Source organism: Glaciimonas immobilis (assembly GCF_011947285.1).
GTDB classification, from domain to species: domain Bacteria; phylum Pseudomonadota; class Gammaproteobacteria; order Burkholderiales; family Burkholderiaceae_D; genus Glaciimonas; species Glaciimonas immobilis.
Map to the genome: position 1 here is coordinate 193877 of NZ_JAAOZT010000007.1, position 22489 is coordinate 216365.

General features: G+C 51.6%; 30 protein-coding genes. 26 read left to right on the forward strand and 4 right to left on the reverse strand.

The window, feature by feature from the left end; translation table 11 throughout:
- Nucleotides 1–4: 4 nt before the first annotated feature.
- From HAV38_RS12665 to HAV38_RS12685, 5 genes are read left to right on the forward strand one after another with little or no spacing between them, the layout of a single operon-like run.
- Complete coding sequence (locus HAV38_RS12665; RefSeq protein WP_168055754.1) at nucleotides 5–622, forward strand: hypothetical protein; 618 nt, start codon at nucleotides 5–7, stop codon at nucleotides 620–622.
- Between the two features lie 60 nt (nucleotides 623–682).
- Nucleotides 683–1153 carry a hypothetical protein gene (locus HAV38_RS12670; RefSeq protein ID WP_168055755.1) on the forward strand — a complete coding sequence of 157 codons (471 nt, stop codon included), beginning with the start codon at nucleotides 683–685 and terminating at the stop codon, nucleotides 1151–1153.
- The gene (locus HAV38_RS12675; RefSeq protein ID WP_168055756.1) at nucleotides 1150–1359 is read left to right on the forward strand and encodes a hypothetical protein; all 210 of its coding nucleotides are present in this window, start codon (nucleotides 1150–1152) and stop codon (nucleotides 1357–1359) included. The genes HAV38_RS12670 and HAV38_RS12675 overlap by 4 nt, the downstream gene beginning before the upstream one ends.
- The gene (locus HAV38_RS12680) at nucleotides 1356–1529 is read left to right on the forward strand and encodes a hypothetical protein (RefSeq protein WP_168055757.1); all 174 of its coding nucleotides are present in this window, start codon (nucleotides 1356–1358) and stop codon (nucleotides 1527–1529) included. The genes HAV38_RS12675 and HAV38_RS12680 overlap by 4 nt, the downstream gene beginning before the upstream one ends.
- Entirely contained in the window at nucleotides 1526–1756 is a 231-nt protein-coding gene (locus HAV38_RS12685; RefSeq protein WP_168055758.1) for a hypothetical protein, read from the forward strand. Before HAV38_RS12680 ends, HAV38_RS12685 begins: the two co-directional genes overlap by 4 nt.
- 277 nt (nucleotides 1757–2033) lie before the next feature.
- Here the strand turns inward: HAV38_RS12685 and HAV38_RS12690 are convergent, their stop codons facing one another.
- The 3 genes from HAV38_RS12690 to HAV38_RS12700 form a co-directional block, all read right to left on the reverse strand.
- On the reverse strand, nucleotides 2034–2219 hold the full coding sequence (locus HAV38_RS12690; protein ID WP_168055759.1) for a helix-turn-helix domain-containing protein: 186 nt from the start codon (nucleotides 2217–2219) through the stop codon (nucleotides 2034–2036).
- Complete coding sequence (locus HAV38_RS12695) at nucleotides 2220–2501, reverse strand: hypothetical protein (protein ID WP_168055760.1); 282 nt, start codon at nucleotides 2499–2501, stop codon at nucleotides 2220–2222. It abuts the gene before it with no gap.
- 74 nt (nucleotides 2502–2575) lie between these two features.
- Nucleotides 2576–2800, reverse strand: a complete 225-nt coding sequence (locus HAV38_RS12700) for a hypothetical protein (RefSeq protein WP_168055761.1) — start codon at nucleotides 2798–2800, stop codon at nucleotides 2576–2578.
- Nucleotides 2801–3450: 650 nt separating this feature from the next.
- On the opposite strand from HAV38_RS12700, the gene HAV38_RS12705 reads away from it, so the two are divergent.
- The 4 genes from HAV38_RS12705 to HAV38_RS12720 all read left to right on the forward strand — a co-directional run bounded on the left by HAV38_RS12705 (nucleotide 3451) and on the right by HAV38_RS12720 (nucleotide 4944).
- Nucleotides 3451–3846 carry a hypothetical protein gene (locus HAV38_RS12705; RefSeq protein WP_168055762.1) on the forward strand — a complete coding sequence of 132 codons (396 nt, stop codon included), beginning with the start codon at nucleotides 3451–3453 and terminating at the stop codon, nucleotides 3844–3846.
- Entirely contained in the window at nucleotides 3800–3979 is a 180-nt protein-coding gene (locus HAV38_RS12710) for a dihydroxy-acid dehydratase (RefSeq protein WP_168055763.1), read from the forward strand. The genes HAV38_RS12705 and HAV38_RS12710 overlap by 47 nt, the downstream gene beginning before the upstream one ends.
- A 26-nt stretch (nucleotides 3980–4005) precedes the next feature.
- Nucleotides 4006–4185: a KTSC domain-containing protein gene (locus tag HAV38_RS12715; RefSeq protein ID WP_209216733.1), complete on the forward strand. Its 180-nt coding sequence runs from the start codon at nucleotides 4006–4008 to the stop codon at nucleotides 4183–4185.
- Between the two features lie 390 nt (nucleotides 4186–4575).
- Nucleotides 4576–4944, forward strand: coding sequence for a hypothetical protein (locus tag HAV38_RS12720; protein ID WP_209216735.1), 369 nt, complete (start codon nucleotides 4576–4578; stop codon nucleotides 4942–4944).
- Here the strand turns inward: HAV38_RS12720 and HAV38_RS12725 are convergent.
- A complete protein-coding gene (locus HAV38_RS12725) occupies nucleotides 4928–5500 on the reverse strand; it encodes a recombinase family protein (protein ID WP_168055765.1) in 573 nt (190 codons plus the stop codon). The two genes, HAV38_RS12720 and HAV38_RS12725, sit on opposite strands and share 17 nt — an antisense overlap.
- A 292-nt stretch (nucleotides 5501–5792) precedes the next feature.
- On the opposite strand from HAV38_RS12725, the gene HAV38_RS12730 reads away from it, so the two are divergent.
- From HAV38_RS12730 to HAV38_RS12810, 17 genes are all read left to right on the forward strand, one after another.
- Entirely contained in the window at nucleotides 5793–6053 is a 261-nt protein-coding gene (locus tag HAV38_RS12730) for a hypothetical protein (protein WP_168055766.1), read from the forward strand.
- Nucleotides 6054–6130: 77 nt separating this feature from the next.
- Nucleotides 6131–6355: a hypothetical protein gene (locus HAV38_RS12735; RefSeq protein WP_168055767.1), complete on the forward strand. Its 225-nt coding sequence runs from the start codon at nucleotides 6131–6133 to the stop codon at nucleotides 6353–6355.
- A gap of 21 nt (nucleotides 6356–6376) precedes the next feature.
- Nucleotides 6377–6523 (forward strand): hypothetical protein, encoded by a 147-nt coding sequence (locus tag HAV38_RS12740; protein WP_168055768.1) that lies wholly within the window; start codon nucleotides 6377–6379, stop codon nucleotides 6521–6523.
- Between the two features lie 14 nt (nucleotides 6524–6537).
- On the forward strand, nucleotides 6538–7971 hold the full coding sequence (locus HAV38_RS12745; protein ID WP_168055769.1) for a terminase large subunit domain-containing protein: 1434 nt from the start codon (nucleotides 6538–6540) through the stop codon (nucleotides 7969–7971).
- Nucleotides 7972–10050 (forward strand): hypothetical protein, encoded by a 2079-nt coding sequence (locus tag HAV38_RS12750; protein WP_168055770.1) that lies wholly within the window; start codon nucleotides 7972–7974, stop codon nucleotides 10048–10050.
- Nucleotides 10051–10132: 82 nt separating this feature from the next.
- Nucleotides 10133–10498: a hypothetical protein gene (locus HAV38_RS12755; protein WP_168055771.1), complete on the forward strand. Its 366-nt coding sequence runs from the start codon at nucleotides 10133–10135 to the stop codon at nucleotides 10496–10498.
- A gap of 1 nt (nucleotide 10499) precedes the next feature.
- The gene (locus HAV38_RS12760; RefSeq protein ID WP_168055772.1) at nucleotides 10500–12851 is read left to right on the forward strand and encodes a hypothetical protein; all 2352 of its coding nucleotides are present in this window, start codon (nucleotides 10500–10502) and stop codon (nucleotides 12849–12851) included.
- An 86-nt stretch (nucleotides 12852–12937) separates the two neighbouring features.
- Nucleotides 12938–13363, forward strand: coding sequence for a hypothetical protein (locus HAV38_RS12765; protein WP_168055773.1), 426 nt, complete (start codon nucleotides 12938–12940; stop codon nucleotides 13361–13363).
- Between the two features lie 147 nt (nucleotides 13364–13510).
- Nucleotides 13511–14215, forward strand: coding sequence for a hypothetical protein (locus tag HAV38_RS12770; RefSeq protein WP_168055774.1), 705 nt, complete (start codon nucleotides 13511–13513; stop codon nucleotides 14213–14215).
- Nucleotides 14216–14254: 39 nt separating this feature from the next.
- Nucleotides 14255–15646, forward strand: coding sequence for a N4-gp56 family major capsid protein (locus HAV38_RS12775; RefSeq protein ID WP_168055775.1), 1392 nt, complete (start codon nucleotides 14255–14257; stop codon nucleotides 15644–15646).
- Nucleotides 15647–15716: 70 nt separating this feature from the next.
- Nucleotides 15717–16091 carry a hypothetical protein gene (locus HAV38_RS12780; RefSeq protein ID WP_168055776.1) on the forward strand — a complete coding sequence of 125 codons (375 nt, stop codon included), beginning with the start codon at nucleotides 15717–15719 and terminating at the stop codon, nucleotides 16089–16091.
- 15 nt (nucleotides 16092–16106) lie between these two features.
- Nucleotides 16107–16502, forward strand: a complete 396-nt coding sequence (locus tag HAV38_RS12785) for a hypothetical protein (protein ID WP_168055777.1) — start codon at nucleotides 16107–16109, stop codon at nucleotides 16500–16502.
- Complete coding sequence (locus HAV38_RS12790; RefSeq protein ID WP_168055778.1) at nucleotides 16502–17176, forward strand: phage adaptor protein; 675 nt, start codon at nucleotides 16502–16504, stop codon at nucleotides 17174–17176. The genes HAV38_RS12785 and HAV38_RS12790 overlap by 1 nt, the downstream gene beginning before the upstream one ends.
- Nucleotides 17176–19020, forward strand: a complete 1845-nt coding sequence (locus HAV38_RS12795) for a hypothetical protein (RefSeq protein WP_168055779.1) — start codon at nucleotides 17176–17178, stop codon at nucleotides 19018–19020. Before HAV38_RS12790 ends, HAV38_RS12795 begins: the two co-directional genes overlap by 1 nt.
- Nucleotides 19017–19448 carry a hypothetical protein gene (locus HAV38_RS12800; RefSeq protein ID WP_168055780.1) on the forward strand — a complete coding sequence of 144 codons (432 nt, stop codon included), beginning with the start codon at nucleotides 19017–19019 and terminating at the stop codon, nucleotides 19446–19448. Before HAV38_RS12795 ends, HAV38_RS12800 begins: the two co-directional genes overlap by 4 nt.
- Before the next feature lie 2 nt (nucleotides 19449–19450).
- Nucleotides 19451–20485, forward strand: coding sequence for a hypothetical protein (locus HAV38_RS12805; protein WP_168055781.1), 1035 nt, complete (start codon nucleotides 19451–19453; stop codon nucleotides 20483–20485).
- The gene (locus HAV38_RS12810; protein ID WP_168055782.1) at nucleotides 20485–22161 is read left to right on the forward strand and encodes a hypothetical protein; all 1677 of its coding nucleotides are present in this window, start codon (nucleotides 20485–20487) and stop codon (nucleotides 22159–22161) included. The genes HAV38_RS12805 and HAV38_RS12810 overlap by 1 nt, the downstream gene beginning before the upstream one ends.
- The last annotated feature ends 328 nt before the right edge of the window (nucleotides 22162–22489 follow it).

The following is a 22489-nucleotide window of genomic DNA, read 5'->3' on the forward strand; positions in this document are numbered from 1 at the left end:
AAAAATGGCGCGGGAAATTACTGCTTATGTATCGGATGATGGAGCGATTCACACTAGCTTGTATGACGCGGAGTTTAGCGACTACACGAGTTTGATTTCAGGGAGCGTGAAAGAGTTTCTTTCCGACGGAGATCGCAAATCGGAAGGCGGGCAGTCAACAATTGCGATCAACACAATCTGCAAGTGGGAAGAATGGAAATTCAAACGCTACGGAATTGCTGCGAGCATGTTTGCGCCGCCATCTCGTGCGTCAGTTCCTAAAATCGCCTTACGCTTGGAAGAAAAACCCAAGGTTTTAGAACCAGAAAAGAACTTCGGTCCAGAAGTGGTACGGAAACCCGCCTACAAAAAACATATTGCAGTCATTGGGTTGCTCGGAGCTCAGTGCAATAAAGTTGAAAAAGAGTTTCTTAATGAATTTAAATTTACATTCATTGACGCGGATCACGCTTTAAAAATAGAGGGATTAAAATTAGCTCACAAAATTGTTGTGATGAAAAAATTTGTTCCTCACGCAATTACAGACAAAATTCATGCAATGAAAATGGAGCCTCTACTAATACGTGGCGGTGTAACAGAGTTAATTGACGCGCTCACAAATATTTATATTTCGACGAAGTAAGTAAATAACAAAACTTTAAAAGGAGATACTCAGATGCGATATTAATTTCCGGGAGATGCAATGTCGTTTGTCGATAAGTATGTGTCAAGTTTAAATTCTCATAATCTCATGGACGACGAGCGCCACCACGCAACTGAGGCGCTGGCAGCATCAGCATTTGCAGATAGCTCGGTTGACGGAATTGGATCACTTCTTGCTCGTGTGAAGTACGCAGACGGGACCATTAATAAACTATTTGAAGGCAATAACGGCAACTTGGCGCAGCTGCTGCGCATCTGGACCAAAATTGTTATTGAAAAAGGTCAGGCACGGCAATGGCTCAAAGCGAATACTGCTTGGGATATGCAGGCAGCATTCACTTTGTACCATCGGGTGGCGGAATCATCACTCGCAATTTGGCTCAATGGCGGCACAGGCGATCAGGCCGGTGGGCTGGAAAAGATGCGTACACTGGAAATGGTCAACGAACTTGAGGACATGATGCAGTCGCATAGTGCGCGGGCGGCTGGAATGTTGGGGTATTCGAGATGATGAAAAAATTGGATAGCCTGACATTCAGCCAAGAGGTTATTTTTGGCGCTCTGATCGTGATATTTGTTGCGGTCGTTTCCTCCCTTATCTTTCATCAGATGAATCAAAGAGCAATGGCATCAGCATATCGAGGTGAGTGTGTTCGCGTTGGGAATACAGTCGAGCTCTGCCGTGCGGCGGCAATCAAATACATGGCGGCACGATGAGCGATAAATCGATTACCGTAAAAGAAGCCCTTGCAGTGACCATCAAGGAAATGCAAGCACTGACTGCTGATGAGCTGCGCGCAGAATTGAATCTGCATCGGAATGGCTGCATTGCTGCCGCGCTCCGCGATGCCAGTTTGCGTCTGTCAGCTTATCAGGAACCGAAATGAGCGATAAAGGGGCTAGCGTGGATATTCACCAGGAGCGAGCGAAGTTTGAGGCGTGGGCGAAATCAATCAATTATGGTAATCATCTTGAGCGTTTCTTTGTGGGTGGCGGCGATTATATTCAATATCAAGTGGCGAAGTGGTGGCAGTCCTGGCAGGAAAGAGCGGTCCAGAGCGCCCGTGCCATCGAAGCCGAACACGGGATCATTGGTAAGGAGGCCGAGGGATGAGCACATGTGCATGCATGGACACTTGGGATGACTGAGGCAATTGACGCCGTTAAATATTCTCCCCGATAGTACATCTTTACTGTACAATCGCGTACATCACTACTTCTTGCACTCGTAATGATCGCTGAAATGAGCGGCACCGATAGCAAGGATTCGCGTAGGTCCAGCAGATGATGGATTGTCGCGGCAAAAAATTGAGTCAAGTAGGTCACCTAGCACCATTGTCTAGGGAGTGAACAGAATCAGCAGAAGGCCACCTACGGGTGGCTTTTTTGCGTTATGCGGTCCACGATTCAAGTTTTGCGCAGAGTGCGGCGCAGGCTAGCCCTAGCATTTTCGGTATGCGCGTGTGATCGTTGATGTAGTTCGCATACGTAGCGCGAGACACGCCCAGCGCATCCGCTGCGCTGTCGTATGTGAACTGCATAGCTGATTGCCAAGCGCGCAGATCGTCTGATGTCATTTACTCGTCCAAAGCTGCAAGGTATTCAGCTTTCTGATCTTTGTATTCTGAAAACAAAAGCGCAGAAACTTCGTCAGCATATGCGCGATCCGCGCGAAGTGCATTGAGCGGAGCGATGAAATCTTTATCATCGATCACCCTCACTTCGAGCGCTGCATCTGCAAGTTCAATCATGTCAGATGCGGACAGATCACTTTTCAGTAAAGCGCGGTCGAAAAAATCATGACCATCATCGTGTGTTGTTGTGAGTTGTGCGGCTAATTGCTGTGCTGTGATTGTCATTTTATTGCTCCGTTGGTTGATTTCCTAAACTGCTTTCGCAGTTTCGGCCCGTATCACCCGGCCTCATCAGTAGGTTAGGCGCTAACAATCCGCATGCCTTGCGCGGACCCGCCGAATTTTACGACTTTGTTGATTCTGAGTTGTGCAGCTTCTTCGGATGCAAACAGCGCTGCTTTGTCGATAGTATTGCAAAAGAACCATCCAGCATCATCGTATTCGTAATAACAGGCTTCGCTATAACAAGCATCTTCCATTGATTGAATATCAGTAGATATGATTGCAAATTTTGCGTTTGTCATTTTATTCTCCGGTGATTGTCGGTGTTTGCTAAGCCGATGAATAGATAATAGTCTAATAATTAGACTATGCATAGTTTTATTTAATTTATTTTTAAAATAAGTTTCAGTAGCTAAGCGGCGCACTGAATGTGCAAAGAATTCTCAACGTCGAAAGGAAGGTGATCCATCTACCACGACAATACTATCTCCTGCGCCGCTAACCCGGCGCTTCGCCCGACTGGGGATTCTCGGTCGGGCATTTTTATTGCAGAACCGCGACCACGTAGCCACACGATGACAATGATCTGCTGCGACTGCAAGCAAGAGTACCGGATCCCGATCATTCCCATGGTGCGACGCCAACGCTTTGACCCGTGCGACACATGCAAGTCACACCAGGCTGCGCAAGAGGCGGCAGACGTGAAGGCGGAATAGATCATGGGATACCCCACCGTCAAGTGCAAATGCCCTGTATGCGGCAAGGCTTACATGGGCGAGTACGGACGGACAGTAAAGCGCAGGCGGTCAGATAGCCGTGATCCATGTTGCTCTCTCGCATGTGAGCAGGAACGCCGCCACAAAGCATCACGCGATCTTAAGTGGGCCAAGACAGTCAGCAAATACAAGTCAATCGCCTAATATATGGCAAGCAGTCAACGGACTATAAATTTATGGACATCGCTAAGCGCCCACGCGGACTCGTTCCCGGCTCGATGGAATGGCTCAGAGAAATGGAAGGGCCAAGGCTATTGACGCGTCTAGTGGAGGAAATCCACGCATCACCAGCCGGAGAAATGACCCCGACCGCCGCACGATGCGCAGGCATGCTACTACCGATCATTTATCCGACGCTGAGTGCAGTCCACCACACAGTAGAGACCACGCTCAGCAAGGAAAGCACGGAAGACCTGCAAGCTCGCTTCGCTAAGATCATGTCAGAGCAGCGGACGCTAGAGGCAAGTCAACCCCTCACGGTGGATTTCACCGAGATACCTGTATCAGTACCAATGGAGAGAGATCATGACAACGCCGAATTATCGCCCATCAAATGTGGCCTATCCGATTGATGAAGCGACTAGAAAAATCCCCGATTGCGGCCAGCTTATCGCAATGGAAAATGAAATCAAAGTCACCTATGGTGTAGCGCGAGTATTTGACACTGAAGAGGAAATGGTAGACGCCATCATCCGCGGACTATGACTGACATGCAAAAGGTAAAGTCAAGCATGATCGAGTCAATAGGCCACGACGGATCAAAACTGACAGTGAAGTTCAAGCGCGGCGGCACGTACTCATACGACGGCGTACCAAAGGCCACATTCGATAAGCTACTGGAATCCGATTCCACAGGGGAGTATCTACATGACCACATCATCGGCAAGTACAAGCATGCCGCAGCCAAGTGAATTAATGTTCTTGCACCCATCAGCAGCAATAGACTTGATGGAGCCAACAGAAGCAGATCCAACAGACGGGCCATTATTGCAGGGCTATCTTATACGCCCCGAGGTATCAGCAGCCACTATCTGCGGCATGCTATTAAAGCACAGCCTCTACCTCCGGACCCGCCCAGAACACCGAGCAATAAGCTACCACGCCTCCTGATGGCTATCACAGCACCCAGCGCACTAAGCAGCGTACTGAGCAGAGGGATAGCGAACGACGGACCGGTAAGCAAGGGCGGTATAGGCGTTAAGCCCGTAAGCTGTAGCGTAAAGAGGCCAGCACCCGTAACGGTAGTCAGCAAGCCACCAATCACCAAGGCAGCTCAGACGCCTGTAGCCCCAAGCAGGATAGTGGCTAAGCCCATACCGGATAAGCCGGAGAGCGATATCGATAGGACGATAACGGAACAGAATCAAACAGTTACAGTGGCTACGGACAGTGGAGCGCAACGGAAGATAGGGGAAGATAGCGGAATGGTAGAGGGCGGAGTGAGGGATATGGGGGCTACGGTTGCCACCCAGCGCCTACACACTCAGCCCAAACGTCCGAAGCCGGTAACGGACAGTGGTAACGGACAAGTTGCAGTGGTAACGGACAAACTGGTAACGGACAATCGCGACGCGAACAAGCAGCGCACTTACCGTAACGTCCACGCTGACGAGATCAGAGAGCGTGACCGGCTACGGAAAGCAGCTAAGCGCGCTAAGCCTCCCGAATAGCAATGATCGATGCCCTGCTGATGTTGTACTGGCGTGCCATGGCACTGACTGTTGATCCTGATGCGAGTGATTCGCGGATGGTCTGGCGCTGTGCTGCCGTGGTTTTAAGTGGCCTGCCGAATACAACACCTTGATCTCTTGCTCGCTTAATCCCGGATTGAGTCCTCTCAATTAATAGATCGCGCTCAAACTCTGCAACGGCATTGATCACTTGCATGGTCATCTTCCCAGCTGGAGAGGTTAGATCGACGCCACCTAATGCTAAGCAGTGCACACGAATGCCGGACCTCTCCAATTGCTCAACAGTGGCGCGTACATCCATGGCGTTACGACCTAGACGGTCCAGCTTGGTAACGATCAGCACATCATCACGCTCTAGTCGCAGTAGCAGACCGGCAAAGCCTGGGCGCTCAGACGCAGTGATAGACCCACTGATGTTCTCGCAGATGGCGCGGTGAGGCTCCACAACGAATCCCGATCTGGATATTTCCTGCACTTGGTTCTCGGTAGTCTGGTCAGTGGTTGAGACGCGGCAATAAGCGAATGTGCGTGACATATGAGCCTTTGTGTAATGTAAGTGAGACTACACTTTATAACATGTTGGATTACATTGCAATACTAACTTCCTAACATCAACCCCGGTCTGTTGGCAGGGGTGCGGTTACTAACACTGTTCATACATACAGCATTGCACATGTTTATATCCGATGAGCAATGCATGCATGAATTAATTAAATGTAGGAAATATTCTTCTGTGAAACTCGGGGCCACCCCTCTCCCCGAAATTTCTCTGTACACCCTCCCATTCACCGATCTGCCAAAACGTTAATTGTTCATTGAGGCAATCCATGTACACAGAAACACTATGGCACTCCGATGACCGGCGATCCCTATTCATCACGCGCCGCTACCCCGAATTAATACGCGAGGACAGCGACCAGTTCGATTCCTACGCGAAGGCCATAGCAGCGGTCACGTTCGGCGTTCACATTCCCTATAGCTCAGAGTACTCATATCGACGCTACGAGTCACCACGGTACAAGGAGACGCGCGCATGGGTCTTTGAATGCGAGCCTAACTCGGGGACCGGGCCAGCCGAAAGCGATTAACGAATAGTCGCGCTACACGGATTTACCAAAACGCTTTACCACGCCCGCTTAGCCGGGCTTTTTTTATGGGGAATCACATGGCACTACAAGACGTAATCGCGCAAGACCAGATCGATGTGCAGTCAGCGCAAGCGACATTGGATGTTGCAAACGCAAAGCTATCGGCGGATCAGGCATTGCTTGACGCAGCGGCTCCGCATCTGTCGGTACTGGCTGAACTTGAAATCGAAGTTACCAAGTTATCGGGCGAATTGCAATCCGGTTTCTCGATCCTGATTGCCAAAGCACGGTCCCTGTTTTAACCCACCCAAAGGAAGTTTCACATGATGAAGCAAAAAGTAACACACGCGAACAAAGACATCAAAAAAGCCAAGCCGACGGTTACCCCGAAAACGATCAAGCCGACTGATGGCGTATCGAAGCGCGCTGGCGTTGGCGGTCCAAAGTTGAAAAAAGGTAAGTCGCTGTAACCAAGGAATAAACGATGACCACGGATTTACTGACCGAAGCGGCGCAGATTCTCAAAGAACTTGAGAGCCGGAAGAAGCGCAATAGCATCGATCAGTATTTTCCTGAGTCCGGTTTATTGCGGCGCGAGTTGTACAAGAAACACATGGAGTTTTTCGCAGCAGGAAAGGATCACTCCGAACGTTGCGCTTTGTGTGCCAACCGAATAGGAAAAACCACGACCATGGGCGGCTATGAAGTCGCCTTGCACATGACGGGGCAATACCCCGACTGGTGGCCGGGCCGTCGCTTTGACCGTCCTACCCAATGGTGGATCGGTGGCGATACCACAACCACTGTGCGCGACATTTTGCAATTAACACTGCTTGGTCCCGTTGGCGACTTTGGTACTGGCTTGATACGCGGCGATCTGCTGATCGATACCACGAACAAGCGCGGCTTGGCAGATGCGGTCGAGAACTTCTATGTCCGGCATAAATCGGGCGGCAAGTCGTTCGGGCAATTCAAGTCTTACGACCAGGAGCGCGTCGCTTGGCAGGGTACGGCGAAAGATGGCGTTTGGCTGGACGAAGAGCCGCCGATGCCGATCTATTCCGAAGCGAACATGCGGACGATGACGACGGGCGGAATGATGCTCAGTACCTATACCCCGGTTGAGGGCATGGGCGAGGTCACGCAATCGTTTCTTGATGTGGACAAGCCTGAAGATAAATTTCTCCTGCTGGCCGGATGGGACGACGTTCCGCATCTGACCGACGAGATGAAAAAGCGCTACATGCTTTCCGTCCCGATCCATGAGCGCGAAGCACGAACCACCGGGATCCCGACTATCGGATCCGGCAAGATTTACTCGGTCAAGACTGATGACCTCCTATGCGACCCCTTCAAGTTGCCGGAACACTGGCCGAAGGGTTACGCGATTGATGTTGGATGGAACAAGACCGCGGCATTGTGGGGCGCTCTGGACCGTGACAGCGACACCCTCTATCTGTACTCCGAACATTACATGGGCGAAGCATCGCCAGCCGCGCATTCCTCCGCAGTTAAAGGGCGCGGCGAAATGATGGGCTTTATTGACCCGGCATCGCGTGGACGCTCTCAGCACGACGGATCGCAATTACTCCAAATGTACCGCAACGAAGGACTGACGCTTTTACTGGCAGATAACGCCGTGGAAGCCGGGATATTCGACGTCTACCAGCGAATGATTTCAGGGCGTATCCGGATTTTCCGAAGCCTGATGAATCTCCAAAAAGAGCTTCCGATGTACCGCCGGGACGCCCACGGAAAGATCGTTAAACAGAATGACCATTTGCTGGACACGCTCCGCTACTTGGTGCGCGCTATCCCGCAACTCGGTTACGCCATTTCAAGCAATCAAGGAAATCATGCCACCACTTCCGGGGGCGTGACCTATCGCACATCACGACCGCAGAAAGCATACCGATAAGTGGATAAAGACGAAGACACGCCGGTTGCCAATAAGGCCGCCGATGACGTAATGAAAAATTACGCTACCGATAAATCCTTACAGGAAAAGCTCGGCAAGATTTACGAGCAGATTACCGCGGGCTTCAAAGAAGAGAAAGCCACTCAGTCAAAGAATATTGACGAGTACTGGGATATTTACAATTGCGAGTTGGGCGACCATCAGCAATACAGCGGCGACGCAACGGTATTCGAGCCGATTGTTCACGACGCAATAGAAGCCCGTAGGAAGCGCTTTACCGGTATGACCTTCCCGAATGTCGGCAGTAACATTGAAGTCGTCTCTGAGCAGGGTGATACGCCTCAGGCGACCCTCTCCATCTTGCAGCAGTACGTCAAGAAGACGAATCTACGCGCCATCGTCTCGACGCTATTCCTTAATGGTGATGTTGAGGGCCAATGGTCCATCATGCCGGATTGGAAGCGCAAAGAGCGCACCATCACGATGAAGGTAGCGAAAGATGACGGGATGGACGACTACCCCGACGTTGAAGAGCAAACGATTGTCGATGAAGGCCCGGAAGTTACCGTTATCGCCGCGCAAGATTTATGGGTATTCCCCTCTACTGTTTCCGACATTCAAGATGCTGAAATCGTTTGCGTAGCTCTACGCCTGACCGATGACGCAATTGAGGAAAAAGTCGATGAAGGCGTTTTCCTGAAATCAGCAGTCAAGAAGTTGCAAAAGGACGCGGGCGAAGATCAGGTTAAGTGGGCTGAAAAAGCCCGTAGTGGTGAGGCAGGCATCAAGATCAAAGCCGGTCAAAAGTTCGCGCTGGTCTACATGGCGTTTGCGAAACTAAAATTGAATGGCAAGAAGTGTCCGGCCATTATTTATTTCGGCGGATCAAACAACGTTCTCGGCGTCATCAAGAACCCGTACTGGTCGCAAAAAATCCCCGTTATCTCCGAATCTGTCAATAAAGTGGCTGGTTCATTCTGGGGCAAGTCAATGGTAGCGCCGGTCGCTGGCCTGCAATACCAGTTGAACGACATTTCGAACATGGGTCAGGACTCGGCCATGTACACGTTAATGCCGATCGTCCTGACGGACCCGCTCAAGAATCCGCGTTACAGTTCGATGATCATGGCAATGGCCGCGGTCTGGGAAACCAATCCGAACGATACCAAGATTCTCGAATTCCCCCCGCTTTATCAGCACGCGCTCACGCTTCGCAATTCGATCAAGTCTCAGATCATGGAGACGATGGAAGTCAATGAAACGATGCTCGGCAAGGCTCCGGCAGGTCGCAAGAATGCCGCGGCAGTCGGGCAGCAGGGTGCCGAGGCCATGGCAACCATCGGCGATCACGTCAAGCGGTTCGAGCAAGGCGTTATGAATCTCCTTTTGGAATGGTTCTACGAGCTCGACATGCAGTTCCGCGAAGACGACTTGACCATCATCGAAGAAGGCGAGCACGGCATTAAGGCCACGCTGGAAAAGATTCCGCCGCAGCAGATCGGGAAACGCTACTGGTTTAAGTGGCTTGGCGCGGACAAGGCAATCGGCGCTCAGAACGTGCAGCAGATGATCGGCTTTGCCAACGTCTTGCGCGGCATGGGTCCGCAGGTTCTCAATGGTCGCCGTCTTGATTTAGGTCCACTGGTTGACTTTGCCAGTTCGGCTATTTTCGGCCCGACGATGGCGCAAAACATCTTGATCGATGAGCGCCATAAATTGTCGGTACCGCCCGAGGTCGAAAATGAAATGCTCTTGAATAATCTTCCCGTTGAGCCGTCACCGATGGACAACGACACGGAACACATTCAAGCGCACCAGAACGCGGCGCAGCAAACAGGTGACCCGACAGGTGTATTCCGCAATCACATCGTGTCGCATACCAAAGCCATTCAAGCAAAGATGGTGCAGCAACAACCCAAAGGCAATCCGGGCATACCAGGACAAGGCGGTCAACCCGGCGTTGCCGGTATGCCGCGTCAAGGGGCGATGCCAGCAGGTCCTCGCAATGGTGCGCAACAACCTCCCGGCGCAATTTCCCAAGACAGTATGCAAGACGGTCAAGCAGGTATGCGCGGTTAAACAGTTTGGCGGTTGGGTAAGTCGGGGGTAACTTACCTCGGATTGCTTCCGTAGTCGCCGCCGATTCAAATAAAAGGAAGCAATGGATATTATTTCAAGTTCTTCATTTTCGCAGGCAAACGGAATCGCTCGTCGGTTCAAGGACATGGGGGACGGTACGTATGCCGAAGTCACCGCCATGGCGTCAAGCAACCCGTCAGCAATCCTCGCTGGTCAGCAAGTGGGAACGGCAGCGGCAGTATCTCTGCCGGCCAACCCAATAGTAAATGGCATCGTCATCACGGCGCTGCCAGCCAACACCGGAACTATTTATGTGGGTCCGGCTGGCGTAACGGCAGCTAATGGATACCCACTCGTAGCAGGCCAGTCAATCAGCTACGGCGTCACGAACGCCAGCGCAATTTTCATTATCGGCGCGGTCGGTAGCGTCGCATGGACGGGGAACTAACATGATTCCATCAATTCCACCAAGCGCGCCGGCTGTACCTTTTGCGGGCGGTACAACATGCGAAAGCCTTGGGGCATCTTCTAATGCTACCGCGTCAGTCAACTTAGCCTCTATACAGGCAGCATTGAGTCGCACCGGCGTAGTTACTTTAACTACGCCGGGCACATACTACATAAACGGGACACTCCTGGCACCAAGCGATACTGATTTCAGGCTTGGCGCGGGTGTAGTTATACGTAGAACGCAAGGTGTCAACGCATCCATGCTGCGTAATACCAATGCGAACTCTGCGCCTTTTAACATCACAAGTCTGACATCCAGTATCGATGGATCGAACGGCTACCTAGCGAGTGTCACTACCGGCACGCCACATAATATGGCCGTCGGCAGCTATACGTTCGTAGCAGGCGCGCAGCCTAATGACTATAACGGTATCTGGAAAGTATTGTCCGTTGCAGACAGCATGCATATGACGCTTGGTATGTCCTATTATAACGGCACGCCGCAAGTCTCTAACTTGACCTCGCCAGCGACGATTAATACCGGCACTAGCGGTGCGAATATTATAGGGGTAACCACTACCCTTAATAGCGGAAATATCGTGTTAGGGAGTGGTACTACATTCGGTTGGGTCTTAGGCCAAGCTTGTACCTGCACGGGCTTTGCAGGGCCGCAGACTATAACTGCTGTTGGCGCTAATGGCGCTCTTACCTTGTCAGGTAAGGCCACCGCAAACAGTACGGCAGCGGTCTTTCAAACCAATCAGTACGCCTATACCTCGATTGTTGGGATGGCGGCTGACGTTAATATCGCCGTGCAGGGGGGCACTTGGTACCAAGACTTTCAACTGGCAGATGGGTCGGGGTTCTACGCCGCTGGTGTCAATGGGCTGACCGGTAATAATACCTGCGCTATACTTCTAAACCGTGTGCGGCACTTGCTGGTCCGCGATATTTTATTTGATAACTGCTATGACGGCCTAGTTCCGATGTCGGCGTATGACGCAGTTATCTCTAATATTAATTCTGTAAATACCGGCTCTACTGTGCAGTTTATGTCAGGAGGGAGAAACATCACTTGTTACGCTATCGGCGGGCAAACACATGATGTTACCGTATCCTTCTTAGTAGGTAACTGGTACACCTGGGCTGGCACGAATTTCGAGTACCTGACGGACGTAGAGGCGCTCACTATTCGTGATGTAAATTGTCAAAACGCGTTATATGCCGTTCAGTTGTCAGGTCAAGCAGGGGTAAAGTTCAGGGAAGTAACCCTCGACGGTATCACTGGTACTGCGGCGGAAGGCTCGGGGTTAATCAACGTGTACGATGATCCTGCGATTGGCGCAGGAACCTATATCGAAGGACTAAAGATCAGCAGGGTACGAACAGACGGGGCATTCCCTTGGAGTTCTGCGATGATTTTTACAGGAAATGCCTTTTTAGGCGTTAAACCTACCATACGCGGGCTGTCTATAACTGACTGTGATCTGTTTGTACCAGATAGCGCAGTATCTAGCCTAGCCTTTGCAATAACATTTAATGGGGCTATAAATATCCCGTCAATGACGATAGCGAATACACGATTTACGGGGCGCGCCGTCGGTCTCAGTAACAGTGCTATCAACCTCGGTGTAAATCTAATAGGTACAGGTTTACGCCTCTCTAATGTTGAATTTAGCCAAGTCGCAAACTGTGTAGTCGGTGGCTTTGCTTCTACTGCTGCATCCTACCAGTACAGCAATATTCATATGTCTGGCTGCGGTGCACTTCATTACGGAATGCCAAACGGATCGGGTAATATCTATATTGGACTGAACAGCATTCATGTAGAAAACGTACAAAATAAACTTCTATATAGTTTCGGTAATACATCAAATGGCTATATCTATGTCGGTGGGGTTAATTTTGCTGCAAATATGGGCGGGGGTTGGTTAGACTCAAGTATCACTAATAACTCAAATTGGACGGCTTTCTGGTCTAACCCCCACAGAAATCCTTATAGTATTGCGGGAGCAGGCCCATCTCCAGATGTACGAAATGGTTCAGTACAAGCGCACGTCATCGCTGCCGCGACATCAATGGGCAACATACTGGGAGGCGGCTACCCCGGGTCAGGACTCTATGCTGGCGGAGGCTACTACCCAATGACGTTGATACTGACTGCTGATTCAAGCGGCACACTTGCGTGGACGTTCCAGGGAAACTATGCTCTGTCTGCTAACGTAGGACAAGTTGGACAGGTTCTCACACCGGGCGCGGCGAATGCGGGAAAAACTATGACGCTTCAGTTCATCTACCAAGGTGGAGTGAATGGGAAGTGGGCGCAGACAAACGTGGGGGCTTGGAACTAAGCTAATCAACAATCCCGCACTAGGCGGGATTTCATCAAGCCTCGCCACCACAAGTCGCGGGGCTTTTTAATGACCAAAGGATTTTCATGTCGTCTATTCAGTCTCAAATGCCGGTCAAGTATCAAGATTCGGTAACCCGCCCCGCCGACGCCGCACCCGCGACAATCGATTTATTCAACATCATCGGATTAATCGACGCGACCCTGCCGAACTTTACGTTGAGCGAACTGGGCATGGTTGCCAGCGCAAGCCAGTCGCTGGCTTTATCGGCTGATTTCCAGGTTCACGTCATCGATTCCGCCGATCCAGATGCAATTGTCAGGCTGCCTGATGCGGTTGCCGGAATCACGCACATCGTCATCAATGCCGATCCGAAGAATGAAATATCGGTCCATGGCGCTGATGGTGAGTTCATCAATGGCGCATCAGGATCAGTCGAGCAGCTGGCTGGTATCGCCGCAATTTATCACTGTCCGATGGTTGGTCATTGGTTCCGGATTCAAGGCAGTTAAAAGTTTTACGTAGCACCGCAGTATCGGGAACCTTCGGGTTCCTTTTTTTTCGCCCCCGATTAGCACACGTCAATGTGCCACATACGATCCCTGCACGTTATGCAGAACAACCGATCTGTCCACGTAATGGACTCAAGAGGAATGAAAATGGAAAACGAAGATATTGAAGCATTGAATGCAGGGCTGAATGAAAACAGCGAGCCTAATGATCCTTACGCCGATCAGAACGATGAACCAGAAGCGGACGAGCCGGAAGAAATTCCCGCAGAACCCGATGCCGGACATTCTGAGGACGAAGACGATCCTGACCCACGACCATTAACACGGGGTCAAGCGCGTATGCAAACTCTCGCCAATGAACGGGCGATTGAAAAGACGCAACGTGAAGCCGCAGAGCAGCGTGAGCGACTTTTACAAGGACAACTTGACGAACTTCGCCGGGGCCAGCAACGCCCGCCAGAAGACGACAACTTGGACCCGATGGAAAAGTGGCAGCGCGATGCAAATCTGCAAATCCAGCGTAGTCAGTTCAACAGTCAAGACATGTTGGACCAGACCAAATTCTTGCTTGCCGTATCAAAAAATCCTTCGCTATCCACCTTTGCAGACTCCGTTGAAAAACGCCTGCAAGAAGTGCGCTCAAAAGGCGGCAACCCTTCCCGCGATCAAGTCTTAACCCTTCTCATGGGCGAACAGGCAAGAGCGCGGATGGACGCCGCACCAGCAATCAAAAGCGCCGCCGCAGCGCGTGTGAAAGCAGCCACTGGCAAGCCTCTTGGCACTAAGTCGAATGTGGCACCAAGCAAACCTGACAGTTCGGAGTTTGACCGACTGAAGGGACTCAAATTATAAGCCACCAGATCGGTGGCTTTTTTATTGGAAAAATGAAAAATGGCATCAGTCAATAAGTCTGCAAGTTTCGCATCAGACATAAGTAACTACATCCAGAAGAAGACCCTTCCTCTGGCCCAGCGTCAATTAGTTGCCTTCCAGTTCGGCACCCCGTTGATGCTTCCAAAGAATCGCGGCACCACTTACACGGCCACCCGCTATTCGCGCATCAACCTTCCCGCCGCCGCTCTCTCCGAAGGCGTCCCATCGGTCGGCGAGATCATCCCGATCTCCCAAGTATCGGCGACCGCGCAGCAATGGGGCGATTCGGTCTACATCACTGATGTGGACATGCTGACCATTGAGCATGACCTGTTCAAAGAGGCCATGCGTCTGACTGCATTGCAACTGGCCGAAACGCTGGAACGCAATACACAAAACGCGCTGATGTCCGGCACAAACATCGGCTTTGCCAACGGTAAGGCCACTCGCGCCAGCCTGTTAAGCACCGACGTATTGGGCGTGACGGAAATCAACAAGGCGGTCGGTTCGTTGAACACCGTTGGCGCTCCGAAGTTTGGCGCACGCGACTTTGAAGACGACAAACTGGAACTGGATACTGTCCGTGGCGGTGGCAAGAACAAGCCGCATTACGTCGCAGTTATTCACCCGTTGGTTGAGCAAGATTTGCGCTCGAACGCAACGATGGCAACCGCCTGGTCGTATAGCGATCTGGAAGTTCTGTACAACATGGAAGTCGGTGTTTGGGGCGGCGTTCGCTTCACCTCCACCAACATGACCCCATGGTATCAGGGCGCAGCAGCCATCACCGGCACCAGCTCCGGTACCGGTACTTTCACAGCAGCCAACTATCAGTTGTTTGTGACCGAGACCGATCCAGTGTTTGGCTATGAGCGGATCATTCACCAGTCGTCCGGCAATATCGCAATGACCTTGAATCAAGGCCTGTCGGTCACGCTGCCGACCGCCACCGTTTCGGGTTACACCTACAACTGCTATCTGTCAGCAGCCGCAGGTACTACCCCGAACACGCTGGCATTGTGCGCCTCTGGTCCAACGACCGGTTCGTTCACCGGCTACGCAACCCAATTGGCAGCGGGCACAACCGTCTTGCTGACCGGTCCGGGCCCAACCGTTGCATCGCTACAAGCAAGCGCAACGCCATCACTGATTGCACCGTTGCCACCAGCAACCGGCGTGACAGTGTACCCAACGTTCTTCATCGCAAAAGGTGCTTACGGTCAGGTCACGCTTGACAGTGCGCATTTCGAGTACCTGAAGGATGCCGACAAGTCCGACGTTCACAACCAGTTGCGCGTCATTTCGTGGAAGATTTTCTACGGCACCATGATTCTGAATCAGGCGTTTTTCCTGCGCTTCGAATCTGGTTCGAACTACGCCAACGTTATCACCACTGGCGCATTCAACTAATCCTAGTTAGCTAGGCACACAAAGGAGGGTCTTAACCGACTCTCCTTTTTTCATTTCCGAGGGGAAAAGTTTGGACAACAAAACACTGTCTTTGAAAGACAAAAACCACAAGCCGGACGCGGTCGATCATGTGGTCGATCAATCTGCCGACATGGCCGAATTAGCAGCATTCCGCGAAGACAAAATTGCGCGAGAAAAAGCTGAAGTAGCACGCATCGAGGCGGAAACCAAAGCCGCCACCAGCGTCACCATGAATTTGCCTCCCGCAGCAGGCAAGGGCATCACCTTGGGCGGTCGGATGTACGTCCACGGCCACACCTACAACGTCACCAATGACATTAAGTGGGCGCTTGAAGAGCAGCAAAACCGCTGTTGGGCGCATGAGAGTTCTCTCAAAGAATCAGAGAACAAAGGTCGCAAACAACGTCGTGCTTACGTGTCTTAATTGGAGATTAGAAAAATGAATAACGAAAAAACTGTAAAACCGGGCTACATGTTTCAAACATCAATGCAAATCGGCGGTGAAATCGCGCTGACTGTCAGCGGCAACTTTGCAGCAGGCTCGACCACTGACGAAATGGTCATTGAAATGGACAAGGTTCTTGCTGCACTCGAAAAGCAGAACGTCCGTCGCATGAAGTTGCCAGCCGTCCGTCGCACCCTGCAAGATCAACGTGACGCTCTGGTCACGAACAAGTCGCAACTGGAAAAGATGCGTGCTGACGAAGCTGGCCGTAAGCTATCGACCGCTGAAAAAGTGGCGATTGAAAGCTGCATGACGCGTATCGAAACGCTGGGCGATATGGTCGCTAAAGGCGCTGCCATCATCGTTGATCTGGAAAAAGAAGCCGCGTAATGATGAATTGCGCTCAGATTATCAGTCTGGCTTGTTCGATAGCCAAAGTCCCCGGCATGACACAACAGGCGGGGCAATTTATGAATGCGCGTCTGGTGCAGATTGCACTGGAACAGGACTTGGACATCATCCGTCGCACGACCACCATTCAAATGGTGATCGGCGTATCGGCATACAACCTTCCCGTCAATTATTTACGCGCTCGGGAGGCGTTTTATAGCCAAAGCGGCCAGATTTATGTTTTGAGCGCACGCAGCATGGATGACTACGACCAGTTATTCAAAGGTCCGGGGCAATTTGAATACCCGTACCTTTTCGCAACCGATCTGGGCGCATCGCCGCCCACGATCAACCTGTATCCCACGCCGTCTATTTCCGCAACCCTGACCGTCCGGTATATGGACAACCTGGTGGAAATCGCCACGCCGGAAACATCGGTCGTCATCCCATGGTTTCAAGATCAACTTCTACTTGTCAAGATGGTGGCAGAAGACCTGATGGACATTTCGGACGACACCCGCGCCAATGATTTTGCCGTAAAGAACGACGACAAGATGCGCCGGATGTTGCAAATGGCGAACGATAAAGAAGACCGCGTTATCACGATCAAGAAAGACCCGGCCACGTTCCGCGCCGCACGCGCAGTCCGACCGACCAAACTACAGGGCGACTAATGGCTATTCGTAACTCACAACCCGGTAGCTTCATTCCTACCGGGCTGACGGATGCTATCGACCAAGATTCTTCATTTGCAGGTGCTTGCCAATCACTATCGAATCTGGTCTTTGACCGGCAGAACCGGGGCGCAGTAGTCGCGCGTCCCGGCGTGACAGCAGCAACGGCATTCCCCGGCTTCACATCCCCCGGTGTTATCTCGGTCATGATTGACGTCGGCTCGCGCATCTACGGAATGATCGCTACAGGTCGCAATGCTGCCTATGACGAGCCATTTTGCTATGACACGGTATCTGGCCTGTTCGTCACGATCAGCGACGTACTATCAACCAATGTGCCGACCACACCACCAAGCACCGGTGCATGGTTGCCGCCAACGATGGATGTTATCGGGACCAAGATCATTGTCACGCATCAGGGATTTTCTGGCGCAAACTTCTTTGGCTGGTTCGATATATCTGGCTTTACCTCTGCGCCGACCGTTACGACTACTTCGGGCAGCAAGACATTAACCGCAGTCAGTACGACTACCGGTGCATCGGCGGGCATGGCTGTCACTGGCGCAGGCATACCGGCTGGCAGTTATATCGTGTCAACCACCGCCAACACCATCACGCTCAATCAGGCGGCTACAGCAAGCGCCACGGTCGCAGCAGCGGTCACAGGCGGATCATTTGCAGCGCCTATGTGGTGCGCAGGCAATACGACCGTGAATGCCTTGCCATCGATTCCACTATGGGTCGTCCAATTCTTCGGGCGGGCTTATTTCGGCTGCAAAAATGCGATTGTTTTCACTGACACGCTGTCAGCGACCACGATCAGCAATACGAATTTCACCAGCGCATTGACGCTTGGCGACACGACTAGCACGACGGGTGCAGCAGGATTGCCATTCAACAATGGATCGTCCGGTATCCTGCAATCCCTGATCGTGTTCAAGGCGAACGCGATATATCAGGTGGTGGGCGATGTCACCGGTACCGGTACTACCGCGCTATCACTCAACACGATTTCGCAGAACGTGGGCTGCATCATGCCCCGGACCGCGCAGCCGACCATGTACGGCGTTCTGTTCATTGGCTCAGACGGACCGCGGCTCATTAACACCTCTGGCGCGCTCCAATATCTGACCAGCGAGCAATCTGGTACGCCTGACATCGTTATCCCGTTTTCGAATGCGACAACACCATCAAGGGCATGCGCCGCATACAACAATGGCGTTTATCGGGTCGCACTCGATACCGTCTATCGGAATTTGACCAATTCGTTTGCGTCGTTTCAAGCCGCGGACTTCTGGTATGACTTTCTCGTTAATCGGTGGAATGGCGCGCACTCGTTTCAGTATCACTGCGTAGTTCCGGTTGGCGCTAGCTTCTATCTGTCCTCAAATACAAGCCCGGGCATCCTGTTCATAAGCCCGGTTGTAGGCTCGCCCAATTCGGCATATTTGGACAACTCGGTGACCTATACCTGCACGCTGCTATCGGCCACCATGCCGGACGTAGCGCCAATGAGTCAAAAGGCCATCGTGGAATCGACGGTTGAATTGTCGGGCGTTTCGTCGCAGGCGTCGTATGTCATCACGGCATACAACGACCAATACAGCCAACTATCCGTCAATACCGTAGTGCTGGGCGCAGGCGTCATCAAGTGGGGCGCGGTCAAGTGGGGGCAGTCTGCATGGGCATCGTCCTATATCGGCACCCACCCGTATTCAATCCCCTGGTCGAATCCGATTGTCTTCAAAAAGCTGATTTATTCAATCACCGCACCCGCCGCGCAAAGCGTATCGATCCGGGAAACCGCATTTCGCTATCAAGTCCTTGGGTACACAAACGGATGAAATTAACAGTCACGTTTAACGGCTTCATGCGTAACAAGATAGTCCGTCTGGAAGAATCAATTCGCGGTCTTCCTCAAGTCGAATTACCTGTTACACACCACTTCTCAAAAGGGCTTTACGCCCGTGAGCTATTCATTCCAAAGGGTAGTGTTCTGGTGGGGAAGATCCACAAAGAGCAAAACCTAAACATCATTTCAAGCGGCGACATATCGGTTCTTACCGACGATGGCGTGATGCGCCTAACAGCGCCATCAACCATCGTTTCTCCGCCCGGCACAAAGCGCGTCGGATACGCCCACGAAGACACGGTATGGATCACGATCCACGCGACCGAAGAAACCGATCTGGAAAAGATTGAACGGCAAGTAATTGCGCAGACATTTCAAGAGTTTCTTGACTACACAAAATCATTAAAATTGGAAGGCTGAATATGGCATGGGTCAATGTAGCAGGCGCAGCAGTCGGCGTTATTGGCAGTTCGGTACTTGGTGGCGGGTCATCGGGTGGCAGTTCGGGCGGTAGCTCAAACGCCTATATCCCGACCAATCAAGCGGGAATGGATCAGAACTTCCAGACCAACTACAACGCTTACGGAAGCACCTTAAACAATCTGCAAGGCCAAACAGCACCGGCGGCGCAGCAAACGTTTCAAGGCCAATACAATAACCCGTATGCCGGTCAGATGATGGCAGGCGCGAATCAATCGGGTCAGGCTTACGGTCAGCAGGCACTGGCAGCGGGCCAGCAGTCAGCGCAATCTTATGGCGCGGCCAATGCAATTTATCAGCAGGCATTCGATCCACAGCAAGCGCTCTACAACCAGCAATCGCAGCAACTTAACGATAGCACCAACGCGGCACAATATGCGCGTGGAGTGAGTATGACGCCCTATGGTGCGTCGGTATCGGCGAATGCCATGGGTAACTTTCAGAACAATTGGCAGAATCAACAATTGTCGCGGGAGGCGCAGGGTATTGGTGCGATGAATAACGCCAATCAGGCGGGTGCATCGCTTGGCGCTGATTCGGCAAGCATGTACGGTCAATCTGGGCAAGTTCCTTACGGTGCGCAGAATAGCATTTTCACCGATCAAAATTCAGCTATTCAAAATCTGTACGGGAACTATCAGCCTTATATGCAGGGCAATGATCAACTTCAATCCAACGCGCTCACTTACATGAATGGCGGTTCGGCAGCACAAAATCAGGCATTCAAGCAAAACCAGATTGGGCAACAAAATCTATCCAATACCATTGCTTCGGCGGGGCAGGCCGGTATGCAGGCGATGAATGCGTGGAACGGTAGCGGCAATAGTTTCAGCAATGGATGGAATTCCAATGTCACCAATGCTACGCCATCAGGATCGACTTCTTATGGCGATGGAAGCGGGTCCGGCATGAATGCCACTGATTATGGGCTGAATAAATATAACGGATATGCCGACGGCAGCGGAGGAGGAAGGTAATGAATCTGATTAATGGATTGGGTGCTATCGGATCGTTCGCCCAAGGAACGCGTGATTACGAACTTTACGACCGGAAAAAGCAGGCTGACGCGCAAAGCTATGCGATCAATCAGATGGCCTTTCAACAGGCGCAGAAGAAGAATCAGGATCAGATCGGAATTGACGGTGGATACCTTGACATTAACTCGTCTGAATTCCAGGATTGGATTGCAAAAAATGGGATACCCAAGCCGCCTGTAAGGCCACAAGACCCAATCCCACCTTCGACGGGCGATGCATCTACCGCCGCTATTGCAACGGCCCCGCAGCCCCAGCCAGCGCAGGCGCAATTTCAGCCGCCCCAAGGCCATCAGAATAATCAATTGATGGACGGACTGAAAATGCGCGCTGACAAGTTGCAAACTATTCAAGACCCGCGTGAGCGTCAGTCTTTTATCAATTCCGTGTTCGGCAACATTAACGCCATTCCGAACCCGCAGCAGCGCAATCAAATGGGGCAGATGTGGAACAACGTCGCCATGCAATCGCAGCAAGCGCCGCAGGGTCAAGGTCAGCCGATGCAGGGTCAAGGTCAGCCCGCGCCAATCGCGCCTTATCAGTCGATGGCAAATGCAGGCCAAGCAGCAGTACCCGACCAGGCGCAAATCGCCGCGCCGCCGAAGATGAATCTTGATGAGGCAGTTAAATTCTTGAGAAGCAAAGGCAAGGATGACAGTCAAATAGTCGCTATTCTGGACAAGAATACAGCTCGGCTCTCTGCGGAGGGGCAGCAGCGGCTAGCTGTGATTAAAGAGCAAGAGTTGAGTGACTATCACAAGGGAGTAAATCGCATTAAGGAAGAAAAATTAGCCCAAGATGCGCCTCTCACTAAAGCTAAAACCGATAACTATATCGGCCTCACGGATGACCGGCCACTTAGGACGAAGGCGATACAAGATAACGTAAGCGCTAGGGCATCGGCGGGCGGCAGTAGGCTGTCAGAGGCCCAAAATGAGGCTCTGTTTGGGGTAAATGGAGCGGTAGCGCAGGGAAAGATAGACCCAAACCGCATCAACAGCAGGACAGATAGGATGTTTGCGGATGCCTTTATCAAAAACCCTAATGCTGACTTTGCCAAGATTTCAGCGGACATCAACTTAAGCAGAAATCCCGGCTTCCGTCAAAAGGCAATGACCGCCGAAGTACTGCCTGAGATCATGCAAAATATGGTTGATTCAGGCAAGAAAATAGGATTTAGCGACATAAAAACCATTGGAAAAATGCAGGCATGGGTTAAGGGAGAGACAAACGACCCTGACATGACCGAATACATGGTTCAGCGGAATGACGCGCTAATGACCATAGCGGGCGTAATGCGTGGCGCAGGAATGACCGACATGGCCCATCACGCAGAAACGGAAGTGTCATCTCCAACAATGTCACCTGCTGCGCTGGATGCTTGGATGAAGGGTCAAATGAAATCTCTTGAGCCGCGACTGAAACTAAATCGTGAAATCATTAAAAACAAGCCGTCACAAGGGGCTGATGCATCCAGCGCGCCTAAATCGACATCGGGTACTGCCTCGACAATTGTGCTTTCTAGCGCATCAGAACTTCAAGCCGCAATCAAGTCAGGCAAGTTAAAAAAAGGCGATACGTTCAATGATCCAAACGGCAATCCTCATACGGTGAACTAATGGCAGATTATGACTTCGGAAGTTTAGCTACTGCGGCGAAGAAAGATACCCCTACCAAGGGCTATGATTTTGGCGGATTGGCGTCACCAGTAAAGTCGGTTGGTGAAAATTTTCAGCCCAAAAAAACAGGTGGTCTTGCCGACCAAATCCCTACCGGCGGATACCCCAAGGCACCGGAACCAAATCAAGAAAAAGCCGGTGAGTATGATCGGATGATAGATGCCGCAAGCGCTGGCATGATGGCGGTTCCAATTGTCGGTGGAGCGGCTGGACTTGCCTTAAAGGGGATGGGTAAGGCTCCAATGATCGCCGAAGGTATCGGTAAATA

Coding starts and splice junctions, on each gene's coding strand:
- HAV38_RS12665 (WP_168055754.1), top strand. CDS start 5: ATGGCGCGGGAAATTACTGCTTATGTATCGGATGATGGAGCGATTCAC.
- HAV38_RS12805 (WP_168055781.1), top strand. CDS start 19,451: ATGGCATGGGTCAATGTAGCAGGCGCAGCAGTCGGCGTTATTGGCAGT.
- HAV38_RS12690 (WP_168055759.1), bottom strand. CDS start 2,219: ATGACATCAGACGATCTGCGCGCTTGGCAATCAGCTATGCAGTTCACA.
- HAV38_RS12670 (WP_168055755.1), top strand. CDS start 683: ATGTCGTTTGTCGATAAGTATGTGTCAAGTTTAAATTCTCATAATCTC.
- HAV38_RS12755 (WP_168055771.1), top strand. CDS start 10,133: ATGGATATTATTTCAAGTTCTTCATTTTCGCAGGCAAACGGAATCGCT.
- HAV38_RS12810 (WP_168055782.1), top strand. CDS start 20,485: ATGAATCTGATTAATGGATTGGGTGCTATCGGATCGTTCGCCCAAGGA.
- HAV38_RS12705 (WP_168055762.1), top strand. CDS start 3,451: ATGGACATCGCTAAGCGCCCACGCGGACTCGTTCCCGGCTCGATGGAA.
- HAV38_RS12745 (WP_168055769.1), top strand. CDS start 6,538: ATGACCACGGATTTACTGACCGAAGCGGCGCAGATTCTCAAAGAACTT.
- HAV38_RS12760 (WP_168055772.1), top strand. CDS start 10,500: ATGATTCCATCAATTCCACCAAGCGCGCCGGCTGTACCTTTTGCGGGC.
- HAV38_RS12715 (WP_209216733.1), top strand. CDS start 4,006: ATGATCGAGTCAATAGGCCACGACGGATCAAAACTGACAGTGAAGTTC.
- HAV38_RS12795 (WP_168055779.1), top strand. CDS start 17,176: ATGGCTATTCGTAACTCACAACCCGGTAGCTTCATTCCTACCGGGCTG.
- HAV38_RS12710 (WP_168055763.1), top strand. CDS start 3,800: ATGACAACGCCGAATTATCGCCCATCAAATGTGGCCTATCCGATTGAT.
- HAV38_RS12770 (WP_168055774.1), top strand. CDS start 13,511: ATGGAAAACGAAGATATTGAAGCATTGAATGCAGGGCTGAATGAAAAC.
- HAV38_RS12740 (WP_168055768.1), top strand. CDS start 6,377: ATGATGAAGCAAAAAGTAACACACGCGAACAAAGACATCAAAAAAGCC.
- HAV38_RS12775 (WP_168055775.1), top strand. CDS start 14,255: ATGGCATCAGTCAATAAGTCTGCAAGTTTCGCATCAGACATAAGTAAC.
- HAV38_RS12785 (WP_168055777.1), top strand. CDS start 16,107: ATGAATAACGAAAAAACTGTAAAACCGGGCTACATGTTTCAAACATCA.
- HAV38_RS12790 (WP_168055778.1), top strand. CDS start 16,502: ATGATGAATTGCGCTCAGATTATCAGTCTGGCTTGTTCGATAGCCAAA.
- HAV38_RS12725 (WP_168055765.1), bottom strand. CDS start 5,500: ATGTCACGCACATTCGCTTATTGCCGCGTCTCAACCACTGACCAGACT.
- HAV38_RS12765 (WP_168055773.1), top strand. CDS start 12,938: ATGTCGTCTATTCAGTCTCAAATGCCGGTCAAGTATCAAGATTCGGTA.
- HAV38_RS12685 (WP_168055758.1), top strand. CDS start 1,526: ATGAGCGATAAAGGGGCTAGCGTGGATATTCACCAGGAGCGAGCGAAG.
- HAV38_RS12680 (WP_168055757.1), top strand. CDS start 1,356: ATGAGCGATAAATCGATTACCGTAAAAGAAGCCCTTGCAGTGACCATC.
- HAV38_RS12695 (WP_168055760.1), bottom strand. CDS start 2,501: ATGACAATCACAGCACAGCAATTAGCCGCACAACTCACAACAACACAC.
- HAV38_RS12730 (WP_168055766.1), top strand. CDS start 5,793: ATGTACACAGAAACACTATGGCACTCCGATGACCGGCGATCCCTATTC.
- HAV38_RS12675 (WP_168055756.1), top strand. CDS start 1,150: ATGATGAAAAAATTGGATAGCCTGACATTCAGCCAAGAGGTTATTTTT.
- HAV38_RS12735 (WP_168055767.1), top strand. CDS start 6,131: ATGGCACTACAAGACGTAATCGCGCAAGACCAGATCGATGTGCAGTCA.
- HAV38_RS12800 (WP_168055780.1), top strand. CDS start 19,017: ATGAAATTAACAGTCACGTTTAACGGCTTCATGCGTAACAAGATAGTC.
- HAV38_RS12700 (WP_168055761.1), bottom strand. CDS start 2,800: ATGACAAACGCAAAATTTGCAATCATATCTACTGATATTCAATCAATG.